Consider the following 17003-nt stretch of genomic DNA (forward strand, 5'->3'; position numbering starts at 1 on the left):
ATCGGGTTTACCACATACGTCCTGCAAGCATCGTCAGGCGGACAAAGGTGATCTCATCGTTTTCTCGGAGCGTGACAGGCGTGTCGAGTGCGTCCCCCACTTCATTGCCGTTGATGAAGATGCGGTAGATGCCGTCCTCGAACGACTGGCGTGCGTTCTCGATCGCCGCCGTGAGATCCTGCACCTGTCCGTTGTAGTCCGCGCCGAATCCGATCTTTCCGACCATGGCGGCATCCGCGATCTCCTCGCTCGTCAGATAGCGGAGCACCGTTTCCCCACCCTCCGCCCGTGCATTGAAGCGTGTGACCTCCGCCGTGACGAACGCCGCGATCAGCCCGCCGACATCGTGCACCTCCCCGATCTCATAGGGGCGCGTCTCAATCGCATTCCTGCGCTTGCCGATGCGCTTTACATTGACTTGTACCTGCATAGCACCGCTCCTTTGTATTGTTGATTTATTCACTCTATCGTAACATTTCTTACAAGACGGTACAATCAGGCGGATTGTCTCATATAGTATCCGACAGACATTATTTTATCAGCGACTCCCACAATAGCAAAAAACAATCACAAGAATAGTTTTCAATTATAAAATTTTATAGAACTGTGATATTGCTCACATCCACACCCGAAGCGGTATAGTAAAATTGTATCGTATCTATAAGCCTTTTCAATGAAAGCCAAAATAATGGAGGGGTGAAGGCGTGAGCAGTATCTTCAAAAAGTTCAAGTATTTGATTCCTACGTCGGAGCTTGCGGGCGGTCATGCAGAGATGCATGAAGGCGGGCGCACATGGGAGAATATGTACCGCGACCGCTGGTCGTTCGACAAGACGGTCCGCACGACGCACGGGGTCAACTGCACGGGCTCGTGCAGCTGGAACGTCCACGTCAAGAACGGCATTGTGGCGTGGGAGAATCAGGCGACCGACTATCCGGAGACAGCGCCGGATATGCCGGACTTCGAGCCGCGCGGCTGTCCGCGCGGGACGACGTTCTCGTGGTATCTCTACAGTCCGCACCGTGTGAAGTACCCGTACATGCGCGGGGAACTCGCGGCTCTTTGGCGTGAGGCGCGTGCGGCGCATCCGAACGCGTACGAGGCGTGGAAGAGCATCGCCTCCGATCCCGCAAAGAAAAAGAAGTACAAGCAGGCGCGCGGCATGGGTGGCTTTGTGCGCTCGAACTGGCAGGAGGTCAGCGAGCTGATCGCCGCCTCCGTGCTCTACACGGCGTACACGTATGGCTCCGACCGTATCTTTGGGTTTTCCGTTATCCCGGCGATGTCGATGCTGAGCTATGCGGCGGGTATTCGTTTTATCCAGATGATGGGCGGCGTCGGGCTCTCGTTTTACGACTGGTACGCCGACCTGCCGCCAGCGAGCCCGCAGATCTGGGGCGAGCAGACGGACGTGCCCGAGTCGAGCGACTGGTACAATGCGGGCTACCTCATCACATGGGGGTCGAACGTGCCGCTCACGCGTACGCCGGATGCACACTTTATGGCGGAGGTGCGCTACAAGGGTACCAAGGTCGTGTCGATTGCGCCCGACTATGCCGAGTCCTCGATGTTTGCGGATACGTGGATCCCGCTCAAGGTGGGCAGCGACTCGGCAATGGCGATGGCGATGGGTCACGTCATCCTGAAGGAGTACTACGTCGACAAGACGACCCCGTTCTTCCTCGAATACACGCGCAAATATACGGACTTCCCGTTCCTCGTGCGCATCGAAAAGCGGGAGGATGGCACGTACGTCCCCGGGCGTATGCTCTCCTCACGCGATATGGGACGCGACGAAAAGCACGCGGACTTCCGCTACTACGTCGTGGACGACAAGACGGGCGAGATCGTCATTCCGAACGGCACGCTCGGCGAGCGTTGGAGCGATCAGGAGAAGTGGAACATCCGCGAGGAGAACCGCGACACGGGCGCAGAGATCTGCCCGCGCCTCTCCGTCTGGAACGAAAAGACGGGGACGGTGGAGGTCGAGCTGCCGTACTTCGGCAACGACCGCGCCAAGCGTACGCTGACGCGCGCCCTTCCCGTGCGCAGTGTCAAGACGGCGGACGGCGAGGTGCTCGTCACGACAGTCTACGATCTCACGCTTGCGAACTATGCGATTGACCGCGGCATCGGCGGCGAGAGCGCAGGCTCGTACGAGGACGACACGCCGTATACGCCCGCATGGCAGGAGAAGTACACGGGCATTGCGCCCGATCTCGTCATCAAGACGGCACGCGAGATCGCGGATAACGCCATCAAGACGAACGGCAGAACAATGATTATCATGGGCGGCGGCATCAACCACTGGTTCCACGCGGATGCCGTCTACCGCACGATCATCAACCTCCTGCTCTTTACGGGCTGCGAGGGGCGCAACGGCGGCGGCTGGGCGCACTACGTCGGACAGGAGAAGCTCCGTCCGAATGAGGGCTGGGCGCGCATTATGAGCGGCTCGGACTGGCAGGCACCGCCGAAGCTGCTCAACTCCACCTCGTTCTACTACTTCGCGACCGACCAGTGGCGCAGCGACGAGATCCAGACGGATGCGATTACGGCGGCAAATGAGCCGGCGCGTTACAACCACGCGGCAGACTATGCTGTCATGGCGGCGCGCCTCGGTTGGGCACCGTCCTATCCAACGTTCAACCGCGGCTCGAACGACATCGCTGCAGATGCAAAGGCGGCGGGCTTCGAGGGTGCGGACGGCATCAAGAACTACATCGTGAAGAGCCTGAAGGACAAGAGCCTGCAGTTCGCATGGGAGGATCCCGATGCGCCGGAGAATTTCCCGCGCAACCTCTTTGTCTGGCGCTGCAACCTGCTCGGCTCGTCCGCGAAGGGCAACGACTACTTCCTCAAGTATCTCCTCGGCACGGAGAACAGCATCTTCCAGGAGGAGGACTGTGCGACGCGCCCGCAGGAGGTCAAGTGGCGCGAGAAGGAGGAGCTGGAGAAGCCGGGCGGCGCGCTCGAGGGCAAGCTCGACCTCCTCGTTGCGCTCGACTTCCGCATGGCGGGCAACGCGCTCTACTCCGACATCGTGCTGCCGACGGCGACATGGTACGAGAAGACGGATCTTTCCTCGACGGATATGCATCCCTTCGTCCATCCCTTCCAGCCCGCAGTCGACCCGCTCTGGGAGTCGCGCACGGACTGGGACATCTACCGCACACTGGCACAGGCAGTCTCGCAGGTGGCAAAGGACGCAAAGCTCACGCCGTACACGAACATCGCCGCGACTCCGCTCGGGCATGACAGTGAGGCGGAGATCGCGCAGCCGGACGGTGTCGTGCGTGACTGGAGCAAGGGCGAGTGCGAGCCGATCCCCGGCAAGACGATGCCGAACATCGCGTCCAACACCATCGACTATACGAAGCTCTATGAGAAGTGGATTGCCCTCGGCCCGAATGCGGGCGGCAAGACGGCGAGCCACGGCAATACGTGGGACTCGGCGGAGGACTACGAGGAGATCCGACAGCGCAACGGCATCATCCAGAACAAGGATTATGTGTCCTACGGCTGCCCCTCGATCTATGAGGCGCGGCAGGCGATTGATGCAGTGCTTGGAATGTCCCCGACCACCTGCGGCAGGACGGCAGTCCGCGCATGGGAGGCGGTCGAAAAGCGCACGGGTCTCGACAACCTCGTGAAGCTCGCGAAGGATCGCGAGGACGAGCGGTTTACTTACGATCAGGTCATTGCGCAGCCGCGTGAGACGATCACGGCACCGACCTTTACGGGCAGCAATCAGAACCGCCGCTATACCCCCTTTACGAACAACGTGGAGGAACTCATTCCGTTCCGCACGTTGACGGGGCGGCAGCATTTCTACATGGATCACGAGGTCATGCGCGAGTTCGGCGAGGCACAGGCGGTCTACCGTCCGATCCTCGACTTCCGTCCGATGAACAAGTCGCTGAACGGCACGCAGAAGGAAATTACGCTGAAGTACCTCACGCCCCACAACAAGTGGAGCACGCACAGTATGTACTTCGATGCGCAGCAGATGCTCACGATGTTCCGCGGCGGGCAGAGTGTCTGGATGAGCGAAAAGGATGCGGCGGAGATCGGCGTGAAGGACAACGACTGGATCGAGCTCTACAACCGCAACGGTGTCGTCGCCTCGCGCGTCGTCGTCTCGCCGCGTATCCCGCATGGTGCCGTGTTCATGCACCACGCGCAGGATCGCCACATCAACGTGCCGGGCTCGAAGATCTCGGGCACGCGCGCGGGCACGCACAACACGCCGACGCACATCCACATCAAGCCCACCCACCTCATTGGCGGCTACGGGCAGCTCAGCTACGGTTTCAACTACTACGGCCCGACGGGCAATCAGCGCGACTCGTACGTCGTCGTGCGGCGCATGGAGGAGGTAGATTGGCTTGAAGATTAAAGCACAGATTGCGATGGTCATGAATCTGGACAAGTGCATTGGCTGTCACACGTGCTCCATCCTTTGCAAAAATGTTTGGACGAACCGACGCGGCGCAGAGTATATGTATTTCAACAACGTCGAGACCAAACCTGGCATCGGCTATCCGAAGCAGTGGGAGAACCAGGAGAAGTGGAAGGGCGGCTGGGAGCTGAAGGATGGCAAGCTCGGCCTCAGAACAGGCGGCATGATGACGCGTCTGGCGAAGCTGTTCTACCATCCGCAGCAGCCCGAGATGGACGACTACTATGAGCCGTGGACGTACGACTATGAGACGCTGATTCACACGAAGCGGCGCAACCATCAGCCGGTTGCACGTCCGCGCTCGCTGATTACGCAGAAGCGCATGGAGATCAAGTGGGGGCCGAACTGGGAGGACGACCTCGCAGACGGACAGTCCGCACGCAAGGACTACAACCTCAGCAAGATGGGACAGGAGATCACGCTCGAGTTCCACGACATCTTCATGAAGCATCTGCCGCGTCTCTGCAACCACTGCCTCAACCCCGCGTGCGTTGCGGCGTGCCCCTCGGGCGCGATCTACAAGCGCGACGAGGACGGCGTGGTGCTCATTTCGCAGGATGGCTGCCGCGGCTGGCGGCACTGCGTCCCGTCCTGCCCGTACAAGAAGATCTACTACAACTGGGAGACGAACAAGGCGGAGAAGTGCACGTTCTGCTTCCCGCGCCTTGAGAACGGTCTGCCGACCGTGTGCAGTGACGGCTGTGTCGGCCGTATGCGCTACATCGGTGTTCTGCTCTACGATGCGGACAAGGTTAAGGCGGCGGCATCCACGCCCGATCCGAAGGATATTTACAAGGCATACCTCGGTGCGCTCTGCGACCCGAACGATCCCGCGACCGTTGCGGCGGCACAGGCAGCGGGCATCCCCGACCGCTGGATCCGTGCGGCGCAGAACTCGCCGTCGTACAAGCTGATCGCCGAGTGGCAGCTCGCATTCCCGCTCCATCCGGAGTACCGCACGCTGCCGAATGTCTGGTACGTACCGCCCCTCAGCCCGATTGCACGACGCGTGGAGGAGAAGGTCTTCTTCCCCGGTGCGGCGGAGATGCGTATTCCTGTCGCCTACCTCGCGCAGCTGCTGACGGCGGGGGATGAGGCTGCGATCGAGCGCGTCCTGCGCGTCCTGCTCGAACTGCGTGCCGTCATGCGGACAAAGCAGACGGGCGAGGAACTGCCGGCGAACCTTACGCACGATATTGAGACGTATGAGGCGATGTACCGCCTCCTCGGCATTGCCAAGCGCCGCGATCGCTTCAACATCCCCGCAGGTCTGCAGGATGTTACGCACGAGAAGCTGCGTGAACTGCAGGGCTCGGTCGGCTATGCCTGTCCCGGAGGGTGCTGCTGATGGATACGAACCGCATTCAGACACCGCTCCTCCTCACCTCCTATCTGTTCGAGTATCCCTCGGAAACGTGGTGGGAGAGTGTTCCCACCCATGCAGCAGCGGTCGCGGATGTCGAGCGTCCGCAGTCGCGCGAGGTCTTCGAGGAGTTCTTCGGCTACATCGGAGAGAGCGACCGGCAGGAGTTCGAGGATGCCTATGTGCGTGCCTTTGACTTCTCGCAAAACACGAACCTCTATCTCACGACGCACAACCGCACGGATTTCGGCAAGCAGTCCGAGGAGATGCTCGCATACAAGCAGCTCTTTCTCGATGCGGGCTATGATCTCGACCACGAACTGCCCGACTACCTGCCCGCGATCCTCGAGCTCGCGGCGGCGGTGTCCGACAGGGAGGCTCTGCACATCCTGACCGAGGTGCGTCCGAAACTGGAACTGCTGCGCGACCGTCTGATCGAGGCGAAGCTGCCCTACGCATTTCTCCTCGATGTCGTGCTCACGGAGGCGGCGGGCCTTGAAGGGAGGACAGCATAATGAAACAATTCGCATGGGGCATCCTGCCCTACATCGCGTTCACGTTCCTCATCGTGGGGACGATCGTGCGCTACACCGTCTTTGAGCGGAACTGGACGACGAAGTCCAGTCAGTTCCTCTCCAAGAGCGACCTGAAGATCGCAGGCCCGATGTTCCACCTCGGCCTCGTCATGGCACTCGGCGGCCACATCATTGGCGTGCTTATCCCGAAGTTTATGACCGAGGCGGCGGGCATCAACGAGCACCTTTACCACATGATCGCGCTCGGCGGCGGTGCGCCCGCAGGCGTACTCTTCTTCGGGGGGTTCATTCTGCTCCTCATCCGCCGTTTTGGCAAAGACCGCATGGCGGTCAACACGTCGATGATGGACAAGTGGCTCTATCTGTTCCTCTTCCTTGCGATCTTCTCTGGCTGTGCGTCCACGACGCTGAACGCCGTGCAGGGCGGCTTTGACTATCGCGAGACCATCTCGCCGTGGTTCCGCTCGGTTCTCGCGCTCAGCCCCGAGATCGACTACATGGAGAACGTGCCGCTTATGTTCCGTATCCATATGTTCTCGTGGATGGCGGTCGCGTTCCTCTTTCCATTCTCGCGTCTCGTCCACTGCCTCAGCGCACCCTTTGAGTACCTCGTGCGCAGCCCGATCATCTATCGGAAGAAGTAAGATTGTCTTGAATGTCGCTGCAGAAATGTGGCGGCATTCTTTTATTTGACCAATGTGGAAGAATTATCTATAATAAAAAGGATTATTAAGAGAGCAGAAAGGATGGAATGAGCGATGAGCGAGACGAATGTAGGGGAAATGATTCGTTCGATGAGCGAGCAGCGCGTGGAGGGGATGCGCGCTGCTTTTGAGGCGGATCTTATGGCGGCGTTTGAAAAGGGAAAAGAGGCCGGCAAGGCGGAGGGGATCAGCGAAGGCGAGTTCCGCGGGCGCAAGCAGGGCGTGATCCGTGTCGCGATGAACTGTCTGCGTGCGGGAATCGACCTTGAGACGGCGGCAAAGGCTGCAGAACTGCCCGTGCCGATCATCCGCAAGCTTGCGCAGGACAACGGCATCGAGCTAGCATAACACGACGCATGTGAGCGTCCGATGATCCACCGGACTACGAGCGCGGCAATGCTGCGGCAAAGGAGCAAACGATGGCATTTCCGAAGGGCTTTCTCTGGGGCGGCGCGGTTGCCGCGAATCAGTGTGAGGGCGCGTACAACGCGGACGGTAAGGGCCTCGACATCCAGGACATTATGCCGCACGGCATCACGGACGCACCGACCGAGGAGCCGACGGCGGACAATCTGAAACTCACGGCAATTGACTTCTACCATCGGTACAAGGAGGACATCGCCCTCTTTGCCGAGATGGGGTTCAAGGTGTTCCGCACGTCGATCGCATGGAGCCGCATCTACCCGAACGGGGACGATGCCGAGCCGAACGAGGCGGGGCTGCAGTTCTACGACGATCTCTTCGACGAGTGTCGGAAATACGGCATCGAGCCGCTTGTGACGATCTCGCACTACGAGACACCGCTCCACCTCGCGAAAACATACAACGGCTGGATGAGTCACGATCTCATCGGCTTTTACGAGTGCTATGTGCGGACGATCTTCACGCGCTATCGGGATAAAGTAAAATACTGGCTGACGTTCAACGAGATCAACTCCGTACTCCATGAGCCGCTGCTCTCGGGCGGGATTCTGACACCGAAGTCGGAGCTGTCGCTCCAAGATCTCTATCAGGCGTGTCACCATGAGTTCGTCGCCTCGGCACTTGCGACGAAGATCGGGCACGAGATCATCCCCGAGGCTCAGATCGGCTGCATGATTCTCGCGATGCCGACCTATCCTCTGACTCCCGCGCCCGATGACATGATCGCCGTCATGCGGGCGGAGCATTTCAACGATTTCTTCGGCGATATGCACGTGCGCGGCGTGTATCCCGGCTATATGAACCGCTACTTCCGCGAGAACGGCATCGAGATCCGTGCAACAGAGGAGGAGCTGCGGCTGCTGCGGGAGCATACGGTGGACTTCGTCTCGTTCAGCTACTACGTTAGCATCTGCGAGGGCGCGGGCGGAACGGCGGGCGGCGGCAATATCCTCGGCGGGAAGAAGAATCCGTATCTCAAGGCGAGTGACTGGGGCTGGCAGATCGACCCGCAGGGGCTGCGCTATGTGCTGAACCGTTTCTATGACCGTTGGCAGAAGCCACTCTTTATCGTCGAGAACGGTCTTGGGGCGAAGGATGTGCTTGTCGCAGACGGTGCGGGCGGCAGGACGGTCGCGGACGACGATCGCATCGACTATCTCAGCGACCATCTCGTGCAGGTGGAGGAGGCGATCACCGACGGCGTACCCGTCATGGGCTATACGACGTGGGGCTGCATCGACCTCGTGAGCGCGTCGACGGCGCAGATGTCAAAGCGGTACGGCTTTATCTATGTGGATCGAAATGACGATGGGACGGGCACACTCGCGCGATACCGCAAGAAATCGTTTCACTGGTATAAGGACGTGATCGCGACGCATGGGGAATGTTTGAAGCGGTGCGTTAAGGAATCGCTGATAAAATAGACCCTCCGATTGGTGTAGAACCGCATCACGCTCGAAGTTCGAATTGCAGGCGGAACAATCCTATCGATTCATGCGTGGAGCTGACATTGGGGTGCTGCTGTACGTTTCTTTCGTGCAGCAGTGCCTTTTTCTTAGGAGATGATTTGTTTGATTTGGGATAAGCTAAAAGATTTTTTTGACCTGCATGGAGACATTGCATCACTACAGGAAATTACAGAGCGAATCAATGCCGGCGTGCAGTTTCGGGGGACGAATCTCAGCGTCCTGATACTGGCGATCTTCATTGCCTCCATCGGCCTCAATATGAACAGCACTGCCGTCGTCATCGGCGCGATGCTGATCTCTCCGCTGATGGGGTCAATCCTTGGGATTGGCTATGGCCTTGCCCGTTATGACAGCACATATATCCGTTCCAGTGCGGGAAGTCTGCTCGCTCAAGTGATCATTTCGGTTGCCACATCGACGCTTTATTTTTTCCTCACACCGATCGATGCCCCTTCGTCGGAGCTGCTTGCACGGACATCGCCGACCATCTGGGATGTTTTGATCGCGGTCTTTGGCGGCCTCGCGGGCATCATCGGGGTAACCCGCAAAGCGGGCGGGAATGTCATCCCCGGTGTTGCGATTGCGACGGCTCTTATGCCTCCTCTCTGTACCGCAGGATATGGCATTGCGACGGGCGTGACGGCGTACACCGTGGGGGCACTCTATCTGTTCTTTATCAACAGTTTCTTTATCTGTCTGACGGCATTTGTGGTTCTCCAAATCATTGATATCCCCTCGAAGATTGCGCGGGATTCTGTTGAATTTTCAAGACAGAAACGCTATTTGCTGACGGCTGCCATACTTGTCACTCTGCCCAGCTGTTTTTTTGCGTATCAGAGCGTGCAGGAAAATCTGGAGAACGCGCAGGCGAAGATTTATATCGAGGAGAACTTCAAAGCACCGCCCCATTTGGCAATCTCCTATACGTTGGACAACGAGAAGAAAATACTGACGGTATTTACGATTGCCGGAATATCAGAGGATGACTTGGTGGCATTGACGGAGAAACTGCATGAAAAGGCACACCTCAGGCCGTTCCAGTTGGAGGTCTTTTCCGCCGAAACGGTGGAAGAGCGGGAAAAGATGGAGGCGATGATCGATCAAAGACTCAGTGAGGTTGAAAAAAGAGCCATTCCCTCTGTGCAGGAACAGCAGACCGTGACCGCACTCAAGTCTGCCCGCGAGGAAAGCGAGAAACAGGGCTCTTACATATTGGACTGGAATCGTGAGGCACGCATCGTATTTCCGCAAATCTCCCGCATCGCCGTCGGGAGTGTGCAAGCCCCTGCTCCGGCGGCAGATAAAGCGGCTGCGCTGCATGAAACGCAAATTGCGTTCATATATCTGCAATCGGATATGGACGAAGCGTCGCGTGCTCGCTTGACCGAATGGATTTCGGACAAAGCAAAGAACCGTGTAGAGGTGCACTTCCTCCCCGAAGTTCCACCAGCAGAGGCAAAAAAGGGATTGTAAGGAATCGCTGATAAAATAGTCTCTCAGATTGGCGTAGATTTTTCGTCCTGTCAAGGAGACAAACCAGACGCATAGCCAAAGCTATGTGGAGGATTTGTCGACAAAGAGAGGGCGAAAAAGATGCGTCAAGATGGCGGTGCTGAATTTATCAGTGCTTCCGTAATCCGTGGCTGAGCGCACGCTATGCACATCGTGTGAGCGAATCGGAAATAAGGAGCAAAAGTAATTGCAAACGGGATAGAAAAATTGTACGCGGAAAAAAACTTGTCACCCTTTTGAACTTTGTGATAAAATGAACAAAGTCGCGCGTGTGGCGGGCTGTGAGCCGCACGCGAATCGAATACAAAGGAGGCGCTTACATGGAAACGCTTGCCGCGATTATTTTTGTTGTGATGTATATGGTGATTGTCTCGGAGAAGATTCACCGCACGGTCGCCGCGATGATCGGCGCGGTGCTCATGATGTTGCTCGGCATCCTCTCACAGGAGACGGCGCTGCACCACGTTGACTTTGAGACGCTCGGGCTGCTCGTCGGCATGATGGTACTCGTCGGTGTGACAAAGGAGACGGGGCTGTTCGACTATGTGGCGATCAAGGCGGCGAAATCGGCGAAGGCGGAGCCGCGCCGCATCCTCGTCTATCTCTGTGTGATTACGGCGGTATTCTCCGCATTCCTCGACAACGTGACCACGGTGCTCCTCATGGTGCCGGTCACGTTCAGCATTACAAAGATTCTAAGGCTCGATCCCATGCCGTATCTCCTCACGCAGATCATCGCGTCGAACATTGGCGGCACGGCGACGCTCATCGGCGACCCGCCGAATATCATGATTGGCAGCGCAGTGAAGGAACTCACCTTCGTCATGTTCATCGAGCACCTTGCGCCGATTGCGATCATCTCGATGGTGGTAGTCATGTTCATCATGTCCGCAATCTATCGCAAGAGCCTCGTCACGACACCGGAACTGCAGGCGGAGCTGATGCAGATGGACGAGAAGGCGGCGATCACGGATCACGGTCTGCTGAAGCGCTCGCTCTTCGTGCTTGGGCTGACGATCCTCGGATTTTTCACGCACTCCTTTACGCACATCGAGTCCTCGCTCATCGCACTCTCGGGCGGATTTCTGCTGCTCCTTCTCGCGGGCGGCAGCGAGCATCTGGTGGAAAAGGCGATGCACGCGGTTGAGTGGCCGACCATCTTCTTCTTCATCGGGCTCTTTATTGCGGTCGGTGGACTGATTGAGGTCGGCATTATAGCACAGCTCGCCGAAACGGCGGTCGAGGCGACGGGCGGAGATTTGACCGCGACGGCGTTGCTCATCCTCTGGATGAGTGCGATTATCTCGTCGGTGCTCGACAACATCCCATTCGTGGCAACGATGATTCCGCTCATTCAGAACATGGGCGCAATGGGGATCACAAATCTTGAGCCGCTCTGGTGGTCACTCGCGCTTGGCGCGTGTCTCGGCGGCAACGGAACGCTCGTCGGCGCATCGGCGAACCTCATCGTGGCGGGCATGGCGGCGGAGCGCGGCGTGCACATCAGCTTCATCCGCTACTTCAAGATCGGTTTTCCGCTCATGATTCTCACGATCGTCCTCTCGACGGTCTATGTCTATCTGCGGTATTTGTTGTAAATCATTGGCAGGAAAAAGCGCATACAAGGGCGAATCAATTTTATAGAGAAATTGTGAGGGAATCGCTGATAAAATGAAGTCCGTCAGATTGGCGTAGATTTTTCTGTCCGATTGAGGAGGCAAACCGGACGCATAGCCAAAGCTATGTGGAGGATTTGCCGACAAAAAGCGGGCAAAAAAGATGCGTCAAGATGATGGGCTGAATTTATCAGTGCTTCCCTAAGAGACACCGGCACAGTTTCGGTGTCTCTTTTTGCCCCCATCACGGGCGGCGGGAGGAGGAGCTATGTTCATACTGGCATCTGCATCACCCCGACGACGCGCGCTCCTGCGGCAGATTGGGGCGAAGTTTGTCTCCATTACACCGGCCATCGATGAGATTGAGGATGGCGAGCATCCGCGTGATGCCGTGATCCGAAATGCGCTCGTCAAGGCGCGCAAGGTGGCGGAGGAGTACCCCGACCATGCCGTGCTCGGCGCGGATACTGCTGTCGTGCTGAACGGGAAGTCATTCGGCAAACCGCGCGATGCGGCAGAGGCGCGCCATGTACTCTCCCTGCTCGAGGGACGCCAACACTCCGTGCTCACAGGGATTGCGTGGGTTATCGACGGGCACGCATATACGGATGCGGCGGAGACCCTTGTGCGCTTTGCCCCGATGACCGAGGCGGAGATCGCCGCCTACGTCGCCACGGGTGAATCGATGGGCAAGGCGGGCGCGTACGCGATTCAGGGACGCGCGGCGATCTACATTGAGGAACTGCACGGATCATTTTCAAATGTTGTCGGGCTGCCGCTCCATGCGGTTGCAGCACTTGCGAAAACGGCGGGCATTGCGATGGAGGATACGGATGAATCTGCGTGATCTGCCGCAGGGAGAACTTCCGCGCGAGCGTCTGATCGCACGCGGCGCAGGGGCGCTCAGTGATGCTGAACTCCTTGCGATCCTCCTGCGGACGGGGCGCGCAGGAGAAAATGTGCTCGAACTTGCACGCGGTGTTGTGACGCGTTTTCAGGGGGCGGGGCTCTCCGCGATCCTTGCGATGCCCGCCGCTGAGTTTGCACGCATCCCAGGCATCGGCATGGCGAAGGCAGCGACTGTGCTCGCCGCTCTCGAGCTTGGGCGGCGTGCACAGTGCACGGCGCAGAACCGTCCGCACATCCGCGAGGCGGCGGATGTCTATGAACTGCTGCGCTCGCGCCTCTGTGCGGAGAAGCGCGAGCATTTCCTCGTCCTGCCGCTGACCTCGAAGAACGAGGTGCTGATGGTCGCGGATGTCTCCGTCGGCACGCTTACGAATACGCTCGTGCATCCGCGCGAGGTGTACGAGCCGGCGATTCGCTGCGGCGCGGCGCACATCGTTCTTGTGCACAACCATCCGAGTGGCGATCCCGCACCGAGCGCAGAGGATCACCGCCTCACGCGCCAGCTGAAGGAGGCGGGTGCGTTGCTCGGCATCCCTGTGACTGATCACGTCATCCTTGGGGGCGGCGCGTTCTTTAGCTTTTCCGAGGAAGGGATGCTGTGAATAGACTTTTTTTTCGCAGAGAGAGGATTTTTCCTGTTAATCATCGAAATATACTGATACCTTAGGAAATCTTTCTTGTTAAAACGTGATTAGGAGGGATTATGATGAGTGCGATCAAAAAGATCCTCGTTCCGGTCGACGGCTCGGTGGGCGGCTGCAAGGCGGTCGATGAGGCACTGTTCATTGCGGAGAAGTGTGACGCGGAGCTCGACTTTGTCTACGTCGCAAGCAACATCAACAAAGATATTCCGAGCCACATCGTCTTTGACCGTATCTGGGAAAAGCTCTCGGACGAGCGCAAGGCACGCAAGCACGTCAAAAGCGGACACATCGCGAAGAGCATTCTTGAGGTTGCGGACGAGCAGGGCAGCGATATGATCGTCATGGGCAGTCGCGGGCTCGGATTGCTCAAAGGTGTGCTTATCGGCAGCGTCAGCCAGAAGGTCATCGAGGAGGCAAAGATCCCCGTCATGGTGGTGAAGTAAGCGGGGGTGACAGTTGTGACCGTACGGGAACGTCTGGAGGAGCAGGAGGGCGCACTCCTCTCACCGCTCGCTGCGCGGAGCAGAGATGCAAAGCGCAGTCATCCGATGGAGGAGTGTCCCTTCCGCACGAAATTTCAGCGTGACCGCGACCGCATTCTGCACTCGAAATCGTTTCGGCGGCTCAAGCACAAGACGCAGGTCTACATTGTCGCGGGCGACCACTACCGTACGCGCATGACGCACAGCCTTGAGGTGGCACAGATCTCGCGCACGATTGCGCGTGCGCTGCGCCTCAACGAGGATCTGACGGAGGCGATTGCCCTCGGACACGATGTCGGACACACCCCGTTTGGGCACGCAGGCGAGGCAGTTGTGGAGGAGGTCACGGGGCATTTCGCCCACAACGAGCAGAGCCTGCGCATGGTCGAGATCCTGGAACGCGGCGGACACGGGCTGAACCTTACGGGGGCGGTGCGTGACGGCATCCTGAACCACACGGGCAAGGGGCTGCCGACGACGTTCGAGGGGCGGATTGTGCGGATTGCTGACCGCATCGCCTATCTCTGCCATGACTACGACGACAGCATCCGCGCGGGCCTTCTGACCGCTGAAGAACTGCCCGCCGAGGTGCGGGATGCGTTCGGCACGGATACCTCCGCGATGATTACGAGCATGGTGTCCGATATGATTGTGACCTCGGAGGTGTGCGGGGATGCGGCTCTCTCAGAGCCTGTGCAGCGTGTGATGGATGCATTCCGCGCCTTTATGTTTGAGCGTATCTACCACTCGAAGACGCTCGCACATGAGCGCGCACAGGCGGGCTTTGTCCTGCGTGCGCTGATGGATCACTTCACCGTGTATTTCCATACGCTCCCGCCCGAGTTTATCGCACGTGAGGAGCGTTGGGGGCGTGAGCAGTGCGTGGTGGACTATGTGGCGGGGCTGACGGACAGCTATGCCGTCGCGCTCTTCCGCGAAATCTACATCCCGCCCGTGGATCAGATGACGATCAAACCAATCTAAATAAAAGGAGAAACATATGCGTGACCCGAGGATGGAGGCCTTTGTGCAGCAGGTGCGCGCGCAGACCGACATCCTCGCCGTCGTGCAGGGATATGTTCCGCTGAAGCGCAAGGGCAACCGCTACTGGGGCTGCTGCCCCTTCCACAACGAAAAAACCGCGTCGTTCTCCGTCGTGCCTGCCGACGGGTTCTTTTACTGTTTTGGCTGCCATGCGGGTGGCGATGCCTTCAAGTTCCTCTCGCTCATCGAGCAGATTACGTGGTTCGAGGCAGTCAAGCGGCAGGCGGAGCGGCTCGGCATCCCGCTGCCCGCAGAGAAGCGGGATCCGCGTGAGGAAATGCGCCTGCGTGAGCTTGACGATCTGCGGCGGGTCAATGCGCTTGCACGGGATTTCTTTCACAACTGTCTCACCGTTACGCGTTACGGAGCAGCGGGGCGGGACTATCTTGCGGGGCGCGGCATCACGGCGGAGGCAATCGAACGCTACGGCATCGGCTTTGCACCAGACGCATGGGCAAAGCTCTCCGAGGCGTTCCAAAAGCGCGGTATTCCCGCGCATCTCCTTGTGACGGCAGGGCTTTCCGTGAAACGTGAGCGCGGGGACGGGGTCTATGACCGCTTCCGCAACCGCGTCATCATCCCGATTGCGGACGAACGTGGGCGCGTGGTCGGGTTTGGTGGGCGGGCGCTCGGCGACGCACAGCCGAAGTACCTGAATACGGCGGAGACCCCCGTCTTTAACAAACGCAAGCTCCTCTTTGGGCTGGATCGTGCACACCGTGCGATTGCGACCGAGGGCGCGGCGATTGTCGTCGAGGGCTATATGGACGCGATAGCCGCATGGGAGGCAGGAGTGGCGAACGTTGTTGCAACGCTCGGCACATCGTTTACGGAAGGCCACGCAGCACTCCTCCTGCGCCGTGCACCGCGCATCATCTTCTGTTATGACAGTGATACGGCGGGACAGGAGGCGACCCTGCGCGCCCTTTCGGCGGTGCGAGGGAGTGCGGCAGAGGTGCGTGTGCTCCTCCTGCCCGACGGCAAGGATCCCGACGAGTACGTACGCACGCATGGCGCGGAGGCGTTCCGTGCGCTCGTGGAGACGGCTGTCCCTGCCCCCGCGTTTCACCTGCGCCGCATACGTGCCCGCATGGAGGACAGCGTAGACGGTCGCCGTGCAGCACTCCATGCGATGCTGCCCGTGCTCGCTGCACTCGACACGGTCACGCGCGCCGCTTATGTACGTCAGACAGCGGCAGAGTTCTTTCTGGACGAGGGGGTTGTGACGGATGCCCTGCGCAGTTTCCTGCGGAACGGCGGCGAAGAAGATCCGTCGCCTATGCGGGCGGCAGTGCAGCGTCCTCCTGTACGACAGGTGGATGATGTGCTGCGCCGAGCAGGACGCGAGCTTTTGGCAGCAGTTTTGCGCGACCCCACACTTCTCACCGAAATTTTATCTTTCATACCTCTTAGGGATTTCCCCGACGAATTCATTGCCGACATTCTCCGCACGATGGCGGAGCAGTTGGAAACGGGCGGTGCGCTCGATGCGGACTTTATCGCCGTGCAGCCTACGGCGGTGGGGGCTGAGCTCTCACGCGCCCTCGTGGAGGAGGGGCATACGGAGGCATCCTATCGGGAGGCTCTGGGCACGCTGCGGCGGGCATATCTGACCGTCGCGTTGGCACGGCACACGCGCCGCGCTGAGGAGATGATGCAAGAAGGAAAAGCGGCATATATTGACGAATTAAACGAAGTGAAGAAAATTCAAGACGAGATCGCCCGTGAAAATTTGCACGAATAGCTTTTGTTTCTGTATATTTTCAACGATATATTAAACAATAATACTTATTAGATAGGGATTGCTGAGGATTTATATATTTATGAACTGAAAGGAG

Annotated in this window: 15 protein-coding genes; 14 read left to right on the top strand and 1 reads right to left on the bottom strand. The window is 58.6% G+C overall.

The window, feature by feature from the left end; translation table 11 throughout:
• Positions 1–7: 7 nt before the first annotated feature.
• Positions 8–430, bottom strand: a complete 423-nt coding sequence (locus HMPREF9334_RS05550; RefSeq protein WP_006692505.1) for a hypothetical protein — start codon at positions 428–430, stop codon at positions 8–10.
• Positions 431–704: 274 nt separating this feature from the next.
• Between HMPREF9334_RS05550 and HMPREF9334_RS05555 the strand changes: the two genes are divergently transcribed.
• From HMPREF9334_RS05555 to dnaG, 14 genes are all read left to right on the top strand, one after another.
• Positions 705–4400 (top strand): nitrate reductase subunit alpha, encoded by a 3696-nt coding sequence (locus HMPREF9334_RS05555; RefSeq protein WP_006692506.1) that lies wholly within the window; start codon positions 705–707, stop codon positions 4398–4400.
• On the top strand, positions 4390–5811 hold the full coding sequence (narH, locus tag HMPREF9334_RS05560; RefSeq protein WP_006692507.1) for a nitrate reductase subunit beta: 1422 nt from the start codon (positions 4390–4392) through the stop codon (positions 5809–5811). Before HMPREF9334_RS05555 ends, narH begins: the two co-directional genes overlap by 11 nt.
• Positions 5811–6341, top strand: a complete 531-nt coding sequence (narJ, locus tag HMPREF9334_RS05565) for a nitrate reductase molybdenum cofactor assembly chaperone (protein ID WP_006692508.1) — start codon at positions 5811–5813, stop codon at positions 6339–6341. Before narH ends, narJ begins: the two co-directional genes overlap by 1 nt.
• A complete protein-coding gene (gene narI / locus HMPREF9334_RS05570) occupies positions 6341–7006 on the top strand; it encodes a respiratory nitrate reductase subunit gamma (protein WP_006692509.1) in 666 nt (221 codons plus the stop codon). The genes narJ and narI overlap by 1 nt, the downstream gene beginning before the upstream one ends.
• Positions 7007–7120: 114 nt before the next feature.
• Entirely contained in the window at positions 7121–7414 is a 294-nt protein-coding gene (locus HMPREF9334_RS05575) for a hypothetical protein (protein WP_006692510.1), read from the top strand.
• Between the two features lie 71 nt (positions 7415–7485).
• Positions 7486–8913, top strand: a complete 1428-nt coding sequence (locus HMPREF9334_RS05580) for a glycoside hydrolase family 1 protein (RefSeq protein WP_006692511.1) — start codon at positions 7486–7488, stop codon at positions 8911–8913.
• Between the two features lie 138 nt (positions 8914–9051).
• A complete protein-coding gene (locus HMPREF9334_RS05585; RefSeq protein WP_006692512.1) occupies positions 9052–10431 on the top strand; it encodes a DUF389 domain-containing protein in 1380 nt (459 codons plus the stop codon).
• 37 nt (positions 10432–10468) lie between these two features.
• Complete coding sequence (locus tag HMPREF9334_RS12550) at positions 10469–10594, top strand: secretion protein HlyD (protein ID WP_071985974.1); 126 nt, start codon at positions 10469–10471, stop codon at positions 10592–10594.
• Between the two features lie 196 nt (positions 10595–10790).
• Positions 10791–12068 carry an ArsB/NhaD family transporter gene (locus tag HMPREF9334_RS05590; protein ID WP_006692513.1) on the top strand — a complete coding sequence of 426 codons (1278 nt, stop codon included), beginning with the start codon at positions 10791–10793 and terminating at the stop codon, positions 12066–12068.
• 286 nt (positions 12069–12354) lie between these two features.
• Complete coding sequence (locus HMPREF9334_RS05595) at positions 12355–12933, top strand: Maf family protein (protein ID WP_006692514.1); 579 nt, start codon at positions 12355–12357, stop codon at positions 12931–12933.
• Positions 12920–13597, top strand: coding sequence for a RadC family protein (radC, locus tag HMPREF9334_RS05600; protein WP_006692515.1), 678 nt, complete (start codon positions 12920–12922; stop codon positions 13595–13597). Before HMPREF9334_RS05595 ends, radC begins: the two co-directional genes overlap by 14 nt.
• Positions 13598–13698: 101 nt before the next feature.
• Entirely contained in the window at positions 13699–14082 is a 384-nt protein-coding gene (locus HMPREF9334_RS05605) for a universal stress protein (RefSeq protein ID WP_006692516.1), read from the top strand.
• A gap of 15 nt (positions 14083–14097) precedes the next feature.
• Positions 14098–15105 (top strand): deoxyguanosinetriphosphate triphosphohydrolase, encoded by a 1008-nt coding sequence (locus HMPREF9334_RS05610; protein WP_039957319.1) that lies wholly within the window; start codon positions 14098–14100, stop codon positions 15103–15105.
• A 16-nt stretch (positions 15106–15121) separates the two neighbouring features.
• Positions 15122–16909, top strand: a complete 1788-nt coding sequence (gene dnaG / locus HMPREF9334_RS05615) for a DNA primase (RefSeq protein WP_006692518.1) — start codon at positions 15122–15124, stop codon at positions 16907–16909.
• Positions 16910–17003: the final 94 nt, after the last annotated feature.

This window comes from Centipeda infelix ATCC 43532, from assembly GCF_000234095.1.
Classification (GTDB): domain Bacteria; phylum Bacillota; class Negativicutes; order Selenomonadales; family Selenomonadaceae; genus Centipeda; species Centipeda infelix.